This is a genomic window from Pseudomonas sp. MDT1-85 (genome assembly GCF_054898065.1).
In genome coordinates this window covers 229,755-246,047 of the sequence record NZ_CM142715.1, presented here as the reverse complement: position 1 = coordinate 246,047, position 16,293 = coordinate 229,755, and the positions used below count along the sequence as shown (strand labels likewise).

General features: G+C 56.5%; 16 protein-coding genes. 12 read left to right on the top strand and 4 right to left on the bottom strand.

Features of this window, described 5'->3' with window-relative positions; all coding sequences use genetic code 11:
* The first annotated feature begins 6 nt into the window (after nucleotides 1–6).
* The 11 genes from atpB to glmS all read left to right on the top strand — a co-directional run bounded on the left by atpB (nucleotide 7) and on the right by glmS (nucleotide 11,055).
* A complete protein-coding gene (gene atpB / locus ACYZT2_RS01160; RefSeq protein ID WP_030132556.1) occupies nucleotides 7–876 on the top strand; it encodes a F0F1 ATP synthase subunit A in 870 nt (289 codons plus the stop codon).
* A gap of 133 nt (nucleotides 877–1,009) precedes the next feature.
* Nucleotides 1,010–1,267 carry a F0F1 ATP synthase subunit C gene (gene atpE, locus ACYZT2_RS01155; protein ID WP_002555987.1) on the top strand — a complete coding sequence of 86 codons (258 nt, stop codon included), beginning with the start codon at nucleotides 1,010–1,012 and terminating at the stop codon, nucleotides 1,265–1,267.
* Nucleotides 1,268–1,323: 56 nt separating this feature from the next.
* Nucleotides 1,324–1,794: a F0F1 ATP synthase subunit B gene (locus ACYZT2_RS01150; protein WP_007903028.1), complete on the top strand. Its 471-nt coding sequence runs from the start codon at nucleotides 1,324–1,326 to the stop codon at nucleotides 1,792–1,794.
* 12 nt (nucleotides 1,795–1,806) lie between these two features.
* Nucleotides 1,807–2,343, top strand: coding sequence for a F0F1 ATP synthase subunit delta (locus ACYZT2_RS01145; protein WP_007903030.1), 537 nt, complete (start codon nucleotides 1,807–1,809; stop codon nucleotides 2,341–2,343).
* Nucleotides 2,344–2,364: 21 nt separating this feature from the next.
* The gene (gene atpA / locus ACYZT2_RS01140) at nucleotides 2,365–3,909 is read left to right on the top strand and encodes a F0F1 ATP synthase subunit alpha (RefSeq protein WP_461969421.1); all 1,545 of its coding nucleotides are present in this window, start codon (nucleotides 2,365–2,367) and stop codon (nucleotides 3,907–3,909) included.
* 50 nt (nucleotides 3,910–3,959) lie between these two features.
* Nucleotides 3,960–4,820 (top strand): F0F1 ATP synthase subunit gamma, encoded by an 861-nt coding sequence (gene atpG, locus ACYZT2_RS01135; protein WP_030132552.1) that lies wholly within the window; start codon nucleotides 3,960–3,962, stop codon nucleotides 4,818–4,820.
* Between the two features lie 27 nt (nucleotides 4,821–4,847).
* Nucleotides 4,848–6,227, top strand: a complete 1,380-nt coding sequence (atpD, locus tag ACYZT2_RS01130) for a F0F1 ATP synthase subunit beta (RefSeq protein ID WP_038980433.1) — start codon at nucleotides 4,848–4,850, stop codon at nucleotides 6,225–6,227.
* A 45-nt stretch (nucleotides 6,228–6,272) separates the two neighbouring features.
* Nucleotides 6,273–6,698: a F0F1 ATP synthase subunit epsilon gene (locus tag ACYZT2_RS01125; RefSeq protein WP_007969909.1), complete on the top strand. Its 426-nt coding sequence runs from the start codon at nucleotides 6,273–6,275 to the stop codon at nucleotides 6,696–6,698.
* Between the two features lie 117 nt (nucleotides 6,699–6,815).
* The gene (gene glmU, locus ACYZT2_RS01120; protein ID WP_461969418.1) at nucleotides 6,816–8,183 is read left to right on the top strand and encodes a bifunctional UDP-N-acetylglucosamine diphosphorylase/glucosamine-1-phosphate N-acetyltransferase GlmU; all 1,368 of its coding nucleotides are present in this window, start codon (nucleotides 6,816–6,818) and stop codon (nucleotides 8,181–8,183) included.
* Nucleotides 8,184–8,429: 246 nt separating this feature from the next.
* Nucleotides 8,430–9,206, top strand: a complete 777-nt coding sequence (locus ACYZT2_RS01115) for a DeoR/GlpR family DNA-binding transcription regulator (protein ID WP_461969416.1) — start codon at nucleotides 8,430–8,432, stop codon at nucleotides 9,204–9,206.
* A gap of 1 nt (nucleotide 9,207) precedes the next feature.
* Nucleotides 9,208–11,055: a glutamine--fructose-6-phosphate transaminase (isomerizing) gene (glmS, locus tag ACYZT2_RS01110; RefSeq protein ID WP_461969414.1), complete on the top strand. Its 1,848-nt coding sequence runs from the start codon at nucleotides 9,208–9,210 to the stop codon at nucleotides 11,053–11,055.
* 195 nt (nucleotides 11,056–11,250) lie between these two features.
* On the opposite strand, the gene ACYZT2_RS01105 is transcribed toward glmS, so the two are convergent.
* From ACYZT2_RS01105 to ACYZT2_RS01090, 4 genes are all read right to left on the bottom strand, one after another.
* The gene (locus ACYZT2_RS01105) at nucleotides 11,251–12,021 is read right to left on the bottom strand and encodes an SDR family NAD(P)-dependent oxidoreductase (protein ID WP_461969412.1); all 771 of its coding nucleotides are present in this window, start codon (nucleotides 12,019–12,021) and stop codon (nucleotides 11,251–11,253) included.
* Nucleotides 12,022–12,032: 11 nt separating this feature from the next.
* Nucleotides 12,033–13,181: an oxidoreductase gene (locus tag ACYZT2_RS01100; protein WP_461969410.1), complete on the bottom strand. Its 1,149-nt coding sequence runs from the start codon at nucleotides 13,179–13,181 to the stop codon at nucleotides 12,033–12,035.
* Entirely contained in the window at nucleotides 13,178–14,425 is a 1,248-nt protein-coding gene (locus ACYZT2_RS01095; RefSeq protein ID WP_461969408.1) for an AfsA-related hotdog domain-containing protein, read from the bottom strand. Before ACYZT2_RS01095 ends, ACYZT2_RS01100 begins: the two co-directional genes overlap by 4 nt.
* Before the next feature lie 140 nt (nucleotides 14,426–14,565).
* Nucleotides 14,566–15,120 carry an acyl-homoserine-lactone synthase gene (locus tag ACYZT2_RS01090; RefSeq protein ID WP_461969406.1) on the bottom strand — a complete coding sequence of 185 codons (555 nt, stop codon included), beginning with the start codon at nucleotides 15,118–15,120 and terminating at the stop codon, nucleotides 14,566–14,568.
* A gap of 155 nt (nucleotides 15,121–15,275) precedes the next feature.
* Between ACYZT2_RS01090 and ACYZT2_RS01085 the strand changes: the two genes are divergently transcribed.
* Nucleotides 15,276–15,995 (top strand): autoinducer binding domain-containing protein, encoded by a 720-nt coding sequence (locus ACYZT2_RS01085; RefSeq protein WP_461969403.1) that lies wholly within the window; start codon nucleotides 15,276–15,278, stop codon nucleotides 15,993–15,995.
* The last annotated feature ends 298 nt before the right edge of the window (nucleotides 15,996–16,293 follow it).

Genomic DNA, 16,293 nt, shown 5'->3' with positions numbered 1-16,293 from the left:
GCAACCATGGCAGAGACAACCGCTTCGGGCTATATCCAGCACCACTTGCAGAACCTGACCTTCGGTCAGCACCCAACTGGCGGGTGGGGTTTTGCCCACACCGCAGCAGAAGCCAAAGAAATGGGCTTCTGGGCTTTCCACGTCGATACTCTCGGCTGGTCGGTCGCGTTGGGTCTGATTTTCGTTCTTCTTTTCCGCATGGCGGCAAAGAAGGCGACTTCCGGTCAGCCTGGTGCTTTGCAGAACTTCGTTGAAGTATTGGTCGAATTCGTCGATGGCAGCGTGAAAGACAGCTTCCATGGCCGTAGCCCGGTGATTGCACCGTTGGCGCTGACCATCTTCGTCTGGGTCTTCCTGATGAACGCTGTCGACCTGATTCCGGTTGACTGGATTCCTCAAGTGGCCATGTTGATCTCCGGCGATCCGCACATTCCGTTCCGCGCCGTATCGACTACTGACCCGAACGCTACCCTGGGCATGGCCCTGTCGGTATTCGCGTTGATCATTTTCTACAGCATCAAGGTCAAGGGCATCGGCGGTTTCATCGGCGAACTGACCCTGCACCCGTTCGGCAGCAAGAACATCTTCGTTCAAGCCCTGCTGATTCCGGTGAACTTCCTGCTTGAGTTCGTGACACTGATTGCCAAGCCAATCTCGTTGGCACTGCGTCTGTTCGGCAACATGTATGCCGGCGAACTGGTCTTCATTCTGATTGCTGTGATGTTCGGCAGCGGTCTGCTCTGGCTTAGCGGCCTGGGCATAGTTCTGCAGTGGGCGTGGGCTGTGTTCCACATCCTGATCATCACCCTGCAGGCGTTTATCTTCATGATGCTGACCATCGTTTACCTGTCGATGGCGCACGAAGAGAACCATTAAGACCAGTCTTGACTGGTCTGATGTCCCACCCGGTAACACGGGTGGGGGCCCGAAAAGGGCTATGAAACGATTTGTTTTACCGCTTTAAAATCTAAAAAACCTAAACCATACGACGTAAAAGTCGGGAGGAAAGATGGAAACTGTAGTTGGTCTAACCGCTATCGCTGTTGCACTGTTGATCGGCCTGGGCGCACTGGGTACCGCAATTGGTTTCGGCCTGTTGGGCGGCAAGTTCCTGGAAGGCGCCGCGCGTCAGCCAGAAATGGTTCCAATGCTGCAAGTTAAAATGTTCATCGTTGCCGGTCTGCTCGACGCCGTAACCATGATCGGTGTTGGTATCGCTCTGTTCTTCACCTTCGCGAACCCATTCGTTGGTCAACTCGCTGGCTAATCACTCGAATCGTCGAGTGATTAGTGTGTTGTGCAACGAACGAGCGAGGTGTTGGCGTGAACATTAATGCAACCCTGATTGGCCAGTCCGTTGCGTTCTTAATTTTTGTACTTTTTTGCATGAAGTTCGTATGGCCTCCGGTCATCGCGGCTTTGCACGAACGTCAGAAGAAGATCGCGGATGGACTGGACGCTGCCGCCCGAGCAGCTCGCGACCTGGAGTTGGCCCAAGATAAAGCGGGTCAACAACTGCGCGAAGCGAAAGCTCAGGCAGCTGAAATCATTGAGCAAGCCAAGAAACGCGGTAACCAGATCGTTGAAGAGGCTGTTGAAAAAGCCCGTATCGACGCTGACCGTGTGAAGGTTCAGGCTCAGGCCGAGATCGAGCAGGAACTGAACAGTGTCAAAGACGCGCTGCGTGCCCAATTGGGTGCACTGGCTGTCGGCGGCGCCGAGAAGATCCTGGGTGCCACAATCGATCAAAACGCGCACGCGGAGCTGGTAAACAAACTGGCTGCTGAAATTTAAGCGAGGGCGATCATGGCAGAATTGACCACGTTGGCCCGACCTTACGCTAAGGCAGCCTTCGAGCACGCCCAGGCCCACCAGCAACTGGCCTCTTGGTCAGCCATGCTCGGCCTGGCTGCAGCAGTGTCGCAAGACGACACCATGCAGCGCGTGCTCAAGGCCCCGCGACTGACGAGCGCAAACAAGGCCGCCACGTTTATTGACGTGTGCGGCGACAAGTTTGATGCCAAGGCACAGAACTTCATTAACGTCGTTGCCGAAAACGACCGTCTCCCGCTTTTGCCGGAGATATCCGCTCTGTTCGACCTGTACAAGGCTGAACAAGAGAAGTCGGTAGACGTTGAAGTGACCAGTGCTTTTGCATTGAACCAAGAACAGCAAGACAAACTCGCCAAGGTTCTCAGTGCACGACTCAACCGGGAAGTGCGCCTGCAAGTCGAGGAAGACAAATCCCTGATTGGGGGCATTGTCATCCGCGCCGGCGACCTGGTTATCGATGGCTCGGTTCGCGGCAAACTCGCGAACCTTGCCGAAGCATTGAAATCTTGAGTTTGAAGGGGCAGCAGAGCAATGCAGCAACTCAATCCTTCCGAAATAAGTGAAATTATCAAGGGCCGCATCGACAAACTCGATGTGACCTCCCAAGCCCGTAACGAAGGCACTGTCGTCAGCGTATCTGACGGTATCGTGCGGATTCACGGTCTGGCCGACGTTATGTACGGCGAGATGATCGAGTTTCCGGGCGGCGTCTTCGGTATGGCTCTCAACCTCGAGCAAGACTCTGTAGGTGCCGTTGTATTGGGCGCTTACCAGTCTCTGGCTGAAGGCATGAGCGCCAAGTGCACTGGCCGCATCCTCGAAGTTCCGGTTGGTAAGGAACTGCTGGGTCGCGTAGTCGACGCACTGGGTAACCCTGTTGACGGCAAAGGTCCACTGGGTCACACACAGACCGACGCGGTCGAGAAAGTTGCTCCAGGCGTGATCTGGCGTAAGTCGGTTGACCAGCCTGTACAGACTGGCTACAAGGCTGTCGATGCCATGATCCCGGTCGGCCGTGGCCAGCGTGAGCTGATCATCGGTGACCGTCAGATCGGTAAAACCGCTCTGGCGATCGACGCGATCATCAACCAGAAAAACAGCGGCATTTTCTGCGTCTACGTAGCAATTGGTCAGAAGCAATCGACCATCGCCAACGTGGTTCGCAAGCTGGAAGAAAACGGCGCTCTGGCCAACACGATCATCGTGGCTGCCAGTGCTTCGGAATCTCCTGCGCTGCAATTCCTGGCACCGTACTCCGGTTGCACCATGGGTGAATTCTTCCGCGACCGCGGTGAAGACGCGCTGATCGTTTATGACGATCTGTCCAAGCAAGCAGTGGCTTACCGCCAGATTTCCCTGCTGCTGCGCCGTCCACCAGGCCGTGAAGCTTACCCAGGCGACGTGTTCTATCTCCACTCCCGTCTGCTGGAGCGCGCATCCCGCGTTTCGGAAGAGTACGTAGAGAAGTTCACCAACGGCGCAGTGACCGGCAAAACCGGTTCCCTGACCGCACTGCCGATCATCGAAACCCAGGCTGGCGACGTTTCCGCGTTCGTTCCGACCAACGTGATTTCCATCACCGACGGTCAGATCTTCCTGGAATCGGCCATGTTCAACTCCGGGATCCGTCCTGCTGTGAACGCCGGTGTTTCGGTATCCCGTGTGGGTGGTGCCGCTCAGACCAAGATCATCAAGAAGCTCTCCGGTGGTATCCGTACCGCTCTGGCTCAGTACCGTGAACTGGCGGCATTCGCCCAGTTCGCTTCTGACCTGGACGAAGCGACCCGTAAGCAACTTGAGCATGGTCAGCGCGTTACCGAGCTGATGAAGCAGAAGCAATACGCACCAATGTCGATCGCTGACATGGCGCTGTCGCTGTATGCCGCTGAGCGTGGGTTCCTGACTGACGTCGAAATCGCCAAGATCGGCAGCTTTGAACAAGCGCTGATTGCTTTCTTCAACCGCGATCACGCCGATTTGATGGCGAAGATCAACGTGAAGGGTGACTTCAATGACGAAATCGACGCTGGCATGAAAGCCGGTATCGAGAAGTTCAAGGCCACCCAAACCTGGTAAGCCGCAGCGGGGGCCGCAAGGCTCCCGCTTGCTAACCTGATAGGTGTTACATGGCAGGCGCAAAAGAGATTCGCAGTAAGATTGCGAGCATCAAAAGCACGCAAAAGATTACCAGCGCCATGGAAAAAGTGGCGGTCAGTAAAATGCGCAAGGCACAAATGCGCATGGCTGCTAGCCGTCCTTACGCGGAGCGCATCCGCCAGGTTATTGGCCATCTGGCCAACGCCAACCCGGAATATCGCCACCCGTTCATGATCGACCGTGAAGTAAAGCGCGTCGGTTACGTCGTGGTGAGCAGTGACCGTGGTCTGTGTGGTGGCTTGAACACCAACCTGTTCAAGGCCTTGGTCAAGGACATGGCGGTAAACCGCGACAACGGCGTCGAGATTGATCTGTGTGTAGTGGGTAGCAAGGGTGCGGCTTTCTTCCGCAACTTCGGCGGTAACGTCGTAGCAGCTATCAGCCACCTGGGTGAAGAGCCATCGATCAATGACCTGATCGGCAGCGTCAAGGTGATGCTGGATGCCTACCTGGACGGCCGTATTGACCGCCTGTCCGTGGTGTCCAACAAGTTCATCAACACCATGACGCAACAGCCTACCGTGGAGCAGTTGATTCCACTGGTGGCAACCGCAGATCAAGAACTCAAGCACCACTGGGATTATCTGTACGAACCGGACGCCAAAGAGTTGCTTGACGGCTTGATGGTCCGTTACGTGGAGTCGCAGGTCTACCAGGCGGTGGTCGAGAACAATGCGGCTGAACAAGCTGCGCGGATGATCGCGATGAAGAACGCTACCGACAACGCCGGTGATTTGATCAGCGATTTGCAGCTGGTCTACAACAAGGCGCGTCAGGCTGCGATCACCCAAGAGATCTCGGAAATCGTCGGCGGCGCTGCCGCGGTTTAACGGTTCAAATATTCAGAGGATCCAGCTATGAGTAGCGGACGTATCGTTCAAATCATCGGCGCCGTTATCGACGTGGAATTTCCACGCGACAGCGTACCGAGCATCTACAACGCGCTGACAGTTCAAAGCGCGGCCGGGACCACCCTGGAAGTTCAGCAGCAGCTGGGCGACGGCGTGGTTCGTACCATTGCGATGGGTTCCACCGAAGGCTTGAAGCGCGGTCTGGACGTCATCGACTCTGGCGCAGCCATCTCCGTACCAGTCGGTAAAGCGACCCTGGGCCGGATCATGGACGTTCTGGGTAACCCGATCGACGAAGCTGGCCCGATCGACACCGAAGAGCGCTGGGGCATTCACCGTCCTGCGCCATCCTTCGCTGAACAAGCGGGCGGCAACGACCTGCTGGAAACCGGCATCAAGGTTATCGACCTGGTTTGCCCGTTCGCCAAGGGCGGTAAAGTCGGTCTGTTCGGTGGTGCCGGTGTAGGCAAAACCGTAAACATGATGGAACTGATCCGTAACATCGCCATCGAGCACAGCGGTTATTCCGTGTTCGCCGGTGTGGGTGAGCGTACTCGTGAGGGTAACGACTTCTACCACGAGATGAAGGACTCCAACGTTCTGGACAAAGTGGCACTGGTTTACGGTCAGATGAACGAGCCGCCGGGTAACCGTCTGCGCGTAGCACTGACCGGCCTGACCATGGCCGAGAAGTTCCGTGACGAAGGTAACGACGTTCTGCTGTTCGTCGACAACATCTATCGTTACACCCTGGCCGGTACTGAAGTATCCGCACTGCTGGGCCGTATGCCTTCTGCAGTAGGTTACCAGCCGACCCTGGCTGAAGAGATGGGCGTTCTGCAAGAACGTATCACTTCGACCAAGGAAGGTTCGATCACTTCGATCCAGGCGGTATACGTACCGGCGGATGACTTGACTGACCCGTCGCCAGCAACCACCTTCGCCCACTTGGACGCCACCGTCGTTCTGTCCCGTGACATCGCCTCCCTGGGTATCTACCCTGCGGTCGATCCACTCGACTCGACTTCGCGCCAGCTGGACCCGAACGTGATCGGCCAGGACCACTACGACACCGCTCGCGGCGTACAGTATGTTCTGCAGCGTTACAAAGAACTGAAGGACATCATTGCGATCCTGGGTATGGACGAGCTGTCGGAAGCCGACAAGCAGTTGGTAAACCGTGCTCGTAAAATCCAGCGTTTCTTGTCGCAGCCGTTCTTCGTGGCTGAAGTCTTCACCGGTGCTTCGGGTAAATACGTTTCCCTGAAAGACACCATTGCTGGCTTCAAAGGCATCCTCAACGGTGACTACGACCACCTGCCAGAACAAGCGTTCTACATGGTCGGCGGCATCGAAGAAGCGATCGAGAAAGCCAAGAAACTGTAATCCCGGCGCCCGGCAACGGGCGCTAATTTAGGTTGAGGCAATCAGATGGCTATGACAGTCCATTGCGATATCGTCAGCGCGGAAGGGGAAATCTTTTCCGGCCTGGTCGAGATGGTGATTGCGCACGGTGCCCTGGGTGATCTTGGTATCGCTCTGGGTCACGCGCCATTGATCACGAATCTCAAGCCGGGCCCGATCCGCCTGGTCAAGCAGGGCGGGGAAGAGGAGGTGTATTACATCTCCGGTGGTTTCCTCGAGGTTCAGCCGAACATGGTCAAGGTTCTTGCCGACACCGTGCAACGTGCTGCCGACCTGGACGAAGCCTCCGCTCAGGAAGCCGTTAAGGCTGCCGAGAAGGCCTTGCATGAGCGAGGCGCGGAATTCGATTACGGTTCTGCTGCCGCACGTCTGGCCGAGGCTGCAGCTCAGCTGCGCACCGTCCAGCAGATCCGCAAGAAGTTCGGCCACTAATCGGCCATCGACTTATTGTGTGATTGATTAAAAAGGGTAGCCTCGGCTACCCTTTTTTCTTTTCCGACTTTTATCACCCGGTCGCAGCCGCTGACCCCCCAGGATTAGTAGCCTGTCATGTCTCTTGAAATCGTTATCCTCGCTGCCGGCCAAGGCACGCGCATGCGTTCGGCCTTGCCGAAAGTTCTGCACCCGGTTGCCGGTAACTCAATGCTTGGTCATGTTATCCACACGGCCCGGCAACTTGATCCACAACGCATCCATGTGGTGATCGGCCATGGTGCCGAAGTGGTGCGCGAGCGTCTGGGCGCCGATGACCTGAATTTCGTCCTGCAGGATCAACAGCTGGGTACCGGACATGCGGTGGCCCAGGCTGTACCGTTCATCAAGTCCGACACCGTGCTGATTCTGTACGGTGACGTACCGTTGATCGAAGTCGAAACCCTGCAACGTCTGCTCAAGCTGGCTGAACCGCAGCAACTGGGCCTGTTGACTGTCGAACTGGATGATCCGACGGGTTACGGCCGCATCGTCCGCGATGCCGCCGGCAAGGTTACCGCCATCGTCGAACATAAAGACACCAACGACGTCGAGCGTGCGATCACTGAAGGCAATACCGGCATTCTGGCGCTACCTTTCGAACGTCTGGGCGATTGGGTGAGTCGTCTCTCCAATAACAATTCCCAAGGCGAGTACTACCTCACCGACGTGATCGCCATGGCGGTCAGCGATGGTCTGGTGGTGGCCACCGAACACCCCCACTACACCATGGAAGTGCAGGGCGCCAACGATCGCAAGCAACTGGCTGAGCTTGAGCGTCACTATCAGTTGCGCACGGCTCGTCATTTGATGGCTCAAGGCGTGACCCTGCGCGACCCGGCGCGTTTCGATGTGCGGGGTGAGGTCACCGTTGGTCGGGATGTACTGATCGACATCAACGTGATCCTCGAAGGCAAAGTCGTCATCGAGGACGACGTGGTGATCGGTCCGAACTGCGTGATCAAGGACAGCACCCTGCGCAAAGGCGTGGTGATCAAGGCCAACAGCCATATCGACGGCGCGATGCTCGGTGAAGGCAGCGATGCCGGCCCGTTCGCTCGTTTGCGTCCCGGGACGGTGCTGGAAGCTCGCGCGCATGTGGGTAACTTCGTTGAACTGAAGAACGCTCATCTGGGCGAAGGCGCCAAGGCCGGGCATTTGACGTACCTGGGCGACGCCGAGATCGGTGCGCGTACCAACATCGGCGCAGGCACCATCACCTGCAACTACGACGGTGCCAACAAGTGGAAAACCGTGCTGGGCGAAGATGTGTTCATCGGTTCCAACAACTCGTTGGTGGCGCCTGTGGATATCTCTGCGGGGGCGACCACAGCGGCCGGTTCGACCATTACCCAGAATGTGGATAAGGCTCAGTTGGCTGTGGGTCGGGCTCGGCAGAAGAACATCGATGGCTGGAAACGGCCGGAGAAGATCAAGAAGAGCTGAGTTATCCACAGCGCATGATGTGCGCTCATGAGATCGCTTTCGCGGGCAAGTCGGATCGCCGCACCGCTCGCTCCTACAGGATTTTAGGTCGTTCACAAATGTGTTTACGACTCCGGCCCTGTAGGAGCGAGGCTTGCCCGCGAAGCTTTTCATCCGCAGATCATTTTTATCGTGTCCCGCTTGACGAAGTTTCGCTAATAGGTTTTGATTGCTTACGTTATCTTTCGAATCGAAACTTACCAAGCCATGTCCAAGCGCAACACGCCCCAACGCCGCCACAACATCCTCGCCTTGCTCAATGAGCAGGGGGAAGTCAGCGTGGACGAGCTGGCCAAGCGCTTCGAAACCTCGGAAGTTACGATTCGCAAGGACTTGGCGGCGCTTGAAAGCAACGGTTTGCTGCTGCGGCGTTATGGCGGGGCGGTCACCATGCCTCAGGAGCTGGTCGCCGACCTCGGGCAACCGGTTTCCAAATACAAGCAGGCCATTGCCCGCGCCGCCGTCACGCGGATCCGCGAGCATGCGCGAATCATCATCGACAGCGGCAGCACCACCGCCGCGATGATCCCGGAACTCGGTCAGCAACCGGGTCTGGTGGTGATGACCAACTCCCTGTATGTCGCCAACGCCTTGAGCGAACTCGAGCACGAGCCGGTGCTGTTGATGACCGGGGGCACCTGGGACCCGCATTCCGAGTCCTTCCAGGGTCAGGTGGCCGAGCAAGTACTACGCTCATATGACTTTGATCAGTTATTTATCGGTGCCGATGGCATCGATCTGGTGCGCGGCACCACCACCTTCAATGAATTGCTGGGCTTGAGCCGTGTCATGGCCGAGGTTGCCCGCGAAGTGATCGTGATGGTCGAGGCCGACAAGATCGGCCGCAAAATTCCCAATCTGGAGCTGCCATGGAGCAGCGTCCATACCCTCATTACCGATGATCGCCTGCCACTGGAGGCGCGCGATCTGATTCAGGCCCGCAGCATTAATTTGATTTGCGCCGCCGTCAGTCAGGAGAACTAGCATGTGTGGAATTGTTGGTGCAGTCGCAGAACGTAACGTTACCGCCATCCTGCTCGAAGGCCTCAAGCGTCTGGAATACCGTGGCTATGACAGCGCCGGTGTGGCGGTGTACACCAACGATGAAAAACTCTTGCGCACGCGTCGTCCGGGCAAGGTCAGCGAACTGGAACAGGCGCTGAACGAAGAGCCTCTGGTCGGCCGCCTGGGCATTGCCCATACCCGTTGGGCGACCCACGGCGCGCCGTGTGAACGCAATGCTCACCCGCATTTTTCCGGTGATCTGGCGGTGGTGCACAACGGCATCATCGAGAACCATGAAGCCCTGCGCGAGCAACTCCAGGCTTTGGGCCACGTGTTCACGTCGGACACCGACACTGAAGTCATCGCGCATTTGCTGCATGAAAAACTCAAGCTGCAACCCGACCTGACGGTAGCCCTGAAAGCGACCGTGCAAGAGCTGCACGGTGCCTACGGCCTGGCGGTGATCAGCGCCCTTCAACCCGATCGCCTGGTGGCGGCCCGCAGTGGCAGCCCACTGGTGATCGGTCTGGGCATGGGTGAGAACTTCCTGGCCTCCGACCAGTTGGCGCTGCGTCAGGTGACCGACCGTTTCATGTACCTGGAAGAAGGCGATATCGCCGAAATTCGCCGCGACAGCGTGCAAATCTGGGACATCGATGGCGCGCTCGTCGAGCGTGAAAGCGTTCAGTACCGCGATGGTGCCGAAGCGGCTGAGAAGGGCGAATTTCGCCATTACATGCTCAAGGAAATTCACGAGCAACCGGTCGTTGTACAACGCACTCTCGAAGGTCGCCTGAGCCATAACCAGGTGCTGGTCGAGGCATTCGGCCCGGAAGCTGCCGAGCTATTCGCCAAGGTGCGCAATGTACAGATCGTCGCCTGCGGTACCAGTTACCACGCCGGCATGGTTGCCCGTTACTGGCTCGAAGAACTGGCTGGCATCCCATGTCAGGTCGAAGTCGCCAGCGAATTCCGCTACCGCAAAGTAGTGGTGCAGCCCGACACCCTGTTCGTGAGCATCTCCCAGTCAGGTGAAACCGCCGACACATTGGCCGCGCTGCGTAATGCCAAGGCTCTTTCCAGAGAAGAAGGGGGTTACCTCGCCAGCCTGGCAATCTGCAACGTCGGCATCAGCTCTCTGGTGCGTGAATCGGACCTGACGCTGCTGACCCAGGCCGGCCGCGAAATCGGCGTGGCCTCGACCAAAGCCTTCACCACTCAATTGGTTGGCCTGCTGTTGCTGACCCTGTCTCTGGGCCAGGTTCGCGGTACGTTGGCCGAAGGCGTCGAAGCCACACTGGTCGAAGAACTGCGTCGCCTACCGACCCGTTTGGGCGAAGCCCTGGCCATGGACAACACTGTGGAAAAAATCGCCGAGCTGTTCGCCGAGAAGAACCACACACTGTTCCTCGGTCGCGGCGCGCAATTCCCGGTGGCAATGGAAGGGGCACTCAAACTTAAGGAAATCTCTTACATCCACGCGGAAGCCTACCCGGCGGGCGAACTGAAACATGGCCCGTTGGCGCTTGTGGATAACGACATGCCAGTGGTCACCGTGGCGCCGAACAACGAGTTGCTGGAGAAGCTGAAGTCCAACCTCCAGGAAGTCCGCGCCCGTGGTGGTGAGCTGATCGTCTTCGCCGATGAACAAGCCGGAATGACCAATGGTGAAGGCACTCATGTCGTCCAAATGCCGCACATTCACGACATCCTGTCGCCGATCCTCTACACCATTCCGCTGCAGCTGCTCTCGTACTACGTCGCCGTATTGAAAGGCACAGACGTGGACCAGCCACGTAACCTGGCGAAGTCGGTGACTGTGGAATAAGTTATCCACAGGTGAGTGAAACTTGATCCTTCGCCACACACAAAACGACCCGCCATGTGCGGGTCGTTTTGTGTGTGCTGTCTTGCCTTCTGAGTGCGTTCAGTCAAACACCGATGACGGGCACCCGATGTTTACTCCAGAGCAAGTGCCAGGCCGAACCCACGGCCGACGCCTGTCATGAATGCGCTGTTCATATCAGAATTTGCCGCTCGCGTAGCCGCCATCGATGGGCATGACCACACCCGTGACGTAGGACGCCTGATCGCTGAGTAGCCAGAGTACGGCGTTTGCCACTTCATCCGCCGTACCGAAGCGTTTCATGGAGGTGACGTTGATTTTTCTTTGGGTGTTTTCCGGTGCTGCTTTCAAGCGTGCTTCGCTGTTCATGCCGCCCAGAATAGGGCCAGGGGCAACCGCGTTGACGCGAATGCATCCTCCATTCTCCAGTCTGGCATTTTCGATGGACGCCACCTGGGTCATGCCGTTGATGGCCTGTTTGCTGGCGACGTAGGCCACTTGGCCGCCAATAGGGACCACGCCGGCACAGGACGAGGTGTTGACGATGGCGCCTGTGCCCCGGCCGAGCATGATTTGCAGTTCATGCCTCATGCAGTGGTAGGTGCCGTTGACGTTGATGTTCATCACCTTCATCCAGTCATCCGGGCACGAGTCCGCCAGCGTGCCATAGCGGGCGGTCACTCCTGCATTGTTAAAGGCGCAATCGAGCCTGCCGTAAAGGGATCGAATGGTATCGAATGCTTGCTCTACCTGACTTGGATCGGCGACATCGCAGGCAATGAACCGGCAGCGCTCACCCAACCGGTCTGCCAGCTGCGCACCTTTTTCTGCGTCTCTGCCGAACACAATCAAATCGGCTCCCGCCTCGATCAGGCGTTCGCTGACGCCCCCGCCAATCCCGCTGGTTCCGCCTGTTACCAGGCACACTTTTCCTGTGAAGTCGTACATGTGTCGCATCCTTATGCCAACGAGGGTCTCAAGTATTTCGGGTTCACGCAGCAATACACCCGGTCTAGGCGCGGATTACTTTTGTCGCTGAAGCACTTACTGTCCCACTGGCATTTATGAATGTCGTTGGAACGGCCCTGAAGCGTTTTGTTTATCAGGTCGTTGTCGGCGAACAGGGCCCTGGACATCCCTACCCAGTCGCAGACGCCATCGGCCAGCAAGTGTTCGGCTTTGTCTAACCCATCGGTGAAGCCGGCATACCCCACCGGTACCGTCGACACAGCTTTGATGGCCCTGACACCGGCTTGCAGGTAGTCATCCATCGTCGAGGAGTGGACGATTAACTGGCCGAAGGTTGCGCCCATGCACATTGAACACTCCAGTGCTGCAACGCCGGCCTGGCAGAGTGCCTGGACTGTTTCTTTGATATCCGGGAATTGCAGCCCCTGCTCACCCAGACGATCATCGATACCCAGCCTGATGGTGATAATCAGCGCACCATTGGTTCGTTCGCGGATGGCCTGGACCACTTCGAGCAGCAGACGGGCACGGTTCTCTTCGCTGCCCCCATAACGATCCGTTCGCTTATTGGTGTGTGGAGACAGAAAACTGCTCAGCAGATAACCGTTGGATGCCTGCAATTGCACCAGTCGGGCACCGTTAGTCCAGGCCAGCCAGGCGGAATGGGCAAACTGCTCGATCACCAGGGCAATGTCCGCTTCGTCCATGATCCGAACCCGATAGTCCGGATCAAGTTTGGACACGCGCGGGCATGGCACGCCACTGGGCGTCAGCACGGCAACGCCGGTGTGCGTCGTGGTGCCCTGACCACCGTAATGTTGCAACTGCACGCCCACTGGAGTGTTGACGCGCTCGGACATCTCGAACATGGCTTTGAGCGATTCGCCCTGGTGTTGATCGTACAGTCCGAGCCCGGTGCTCTGCAGTCGGGACTGGGGTGATACCGTGGCGTTGCACAGAAACGCCATGGAACAGCCGCCCTCCATGATGCCCTGATAGAACTCGATCATGGCGGGCGTCACGCACCCGCTATGATCGGCCAGATCCACGCCCATCGAAGCAAAAAACAGACGATTGCGCAGCTCCAACCCGCCTGCCAGTCGAAGCGGCTCAAGCACGTGGGGATAACGGTCCATCATGCTTCTGTCCTCTGCTCAGACATCGATAACGCCTGGTTAAGCGTCATCCAGAGTGGCTGCTCGAGAGCGGGGGCGGGGACTGTTTCCTGATGGGAGAAGTAAGTGAACTGCTTGAGTACTTCTCGCCATTTGAATCGCAACTGTGAATCCAGGTCCGCCAGTTGCAGTGTGAGCAGGCGACCCTTGGGCGCATCACTTTCGTGTACCGATTGCACTGGCAGGCTGATCATTCCCTCGCTTTCCAGATAAAGGTAGGCATGCCCCTGCGCGGGCGTGTCGAGCGGGCTGGCCAAGCTGTCACACTGCACTTGCAGCCCGGCCATTGAAAGCAACTCCAACCGGCCGGCCAGATGACGACCGGACTCAAGACGTACCAGCACTTCATGCCGTATACCTTTGAGCGGCCGGAACCAGAAGGCCGGGTCGATATTGATGTTTCGCATGCGCTTGAAGACGGGCATTTTGATGACTTCGCCGTGTAGCCGGATATCGGCCACCAGTTCGCCCCTCTGGAAGAAACGCGCGCGCTTGTCGACTTTTCGTGCCCGAGGTTGAGCCAGTTCATCGTAATCGCCGACGAGTACGTCGACCTGAAAGGACGACTCGGTATAACGGGGGAAGTTCGACAGCAGGTCAACGATGGAAATCGACACCTCACCGCGTGCATAGCCACTGTGTTCGTAGAAATGCGCGTACATGGCCTGGCGGGCGACTTCGATCAACATCAGGCCAGGAACGTGTTCATGGTGCTTGCGGTAAAAGAAGTAATTGGAGGTGTCGTTGAACAGGGTGAAGTACAGCAAGCCTTGCTGTGGGCAACCGTCCATATTCTTGAGGACATCATGCACCCGCCGCCGTTGGCCTACGTCGAGCAGGTCGTCGTAACCCAGCAGTTGTGCCAGCTTGGCTTCGGTACTTTCCAGTACCCAGACACCTGTCAGTACCAGGTGATCGGTTGCTTTTTCGTAGCAGGCGAGAAGCTCTGGCAGACAGGCCAACATGCCCGCCTGTTCGAGTTCGTCCAGGCCGATAATCGTCGGTAACGAGCGCAGCACCAGTCGATCGCTGTCCAGGCGATAGGCCTGGTTTACGATGTCGAGATCCACTGGATCAAGGTTCGCCTGTTGAACGATGGCGGCGGACAGCCAAGCGGGTAGCTGGTGGCGAGCGTCGTAAATCAACACATCGTCATCGTGACCCTTATGTACGATGTCTTTTCCGACTTTCCTTTCCATGTCGATCATGATCTTCCCTCTGTGTTGAACGTTGGTTTTCCAGCAGTAGCTATCCATGTCGCGAAATCGACCCACACCGATATGAGCCGCTCGGCTCGTATCAGCAGCTTCACTTAATATTTTTATGCGTTACCGGGCGTCAGGAAGGGTTACTGAACGGTGATGTAACAGGCTCCCAGGGTACGGTTGTCCAGTACTTGGGGAGGTGCCAGCCATTTGAAATCGATGCCGCCGCGCTTCAACAAACGACCGATAGCGACAGGGGAAACCGACACCAGATGCGAAACACCGCAGGTTTTGGCGTAATCCAGGGTGGCCATGAACAGGCCAACGGTGTTTTCGTCGGACATCATTTGTTCGTCTTTGCAGGTAGGAGCATCAAGATCCAGAGAGGTAAAGCGTGACAGCTCCCAAATGTCATCCTGGCAAGGAGCAGGAACGCCGCCCAGCAATGAGGTGAACACTTCACTTAATAGATACGGCTGGGTGGTGGGTAAAAGGCGTGCGCAGCCTTTTATATTTCCGTCGTCCTGTTCAGCGACGATGTAATGAGTGCCACTATGGTCAAACTGGTCGAACTCTAAATCGGAAGGCGTCGACAATTGCCAGCCGAGGCGTTCAACGAACACCTGATACCGATAATGTGCCAACCGCTGACGCTCTACTGACGTTAACTCGTCGTAACGTCCTGACACGTAATCCATCACATCTACCCTTATAGTGACTTGTTGGGTTCCGATTAGAGCGCGCGGCGAGATTGCGTACTAGCTGTCACCCTTGACAGCTAGCGGAAACATTTGGAAGTATGCTAGGCATGTTGGCACGACGCTGATAGCACTAAAGAAGAGAAGGAATCTCTATGTCGCACTGGCAGGCTGAACTGTTGGAAAAGGCTATGTCCACGACGGACGTCGAGTTATTGTTCGACAATATCAAAGCCGTCGCCCGACAGTTGGAGTTTGACTATGTGGCTTATGGTTCAAGAACACTTTTCCCTCTCACTAAGCCTTGCTTGTTCCTCATAAACAATTACTCGCCTGCCTGGCAGACGGCCTACGCGGTCAATCGCTACCTGGAAATCGACCCCTACGTTTTTCGAGCACTGAGAAGCGTAAAACCCGTGCTATGGGACGCTGAACTCAAAGCCCTGGCTCCTGATTTCTGGTTGGAGGCGCAATCCCATGGACTCTCGGAGGGATGGGGGCAAACGCTGCTCAATAGCGAAGCACAGGGGCTGGTGACGTTCGCCCGGGGCGGCGACCCGATCACGGCCCTGGAACTCGAGACAAAACAGGCTGAGCTCTCCTGGCTTGCACAGATCACCCATTTGGGCATGACTCGGTTACGGCTGCGGGGGATAGGGTCTGTTCTACCGGTGCCCGTAGAGTTGTCCCAACGGGAAAAGGAAATTCTGCAATGGACCGCTGACGGAAAAACATCGGACGATATTTCCGTCATCTTGGGCATTACCAAGAGAACGGTCAATTTCCATATAAACCATTGCCTCAAAAAACTGGGTTGTCAAAACAAGATCGCCGCCGCGGTCAAAGCCTCCCTCATGGGCCTGCTCTGGAAATAAATTACCGTGGGTGACCAAGTCCGATTTTGGACTATTTCGTTAACCAACTAGTGAGCATTAGGCCGGGTTGTGTCCGACGAGGACATTTTTAGCAGTTATTTAATAATTGAATAACCTTATGCCCAAAAAATAAATATTTTGAGCGGTGATCTTCGTCAAAAAAGTTATACAGACCCCGTTAACGTCACGATTTTACCAAAGCACTGCCAGACGATGCTCAAAATGCTGTCAGAAAAAACCCCCTAAAAAAACTCGTACAAAACACCCTAAAAAACAAAATCAAAAAACACCAAAGTCA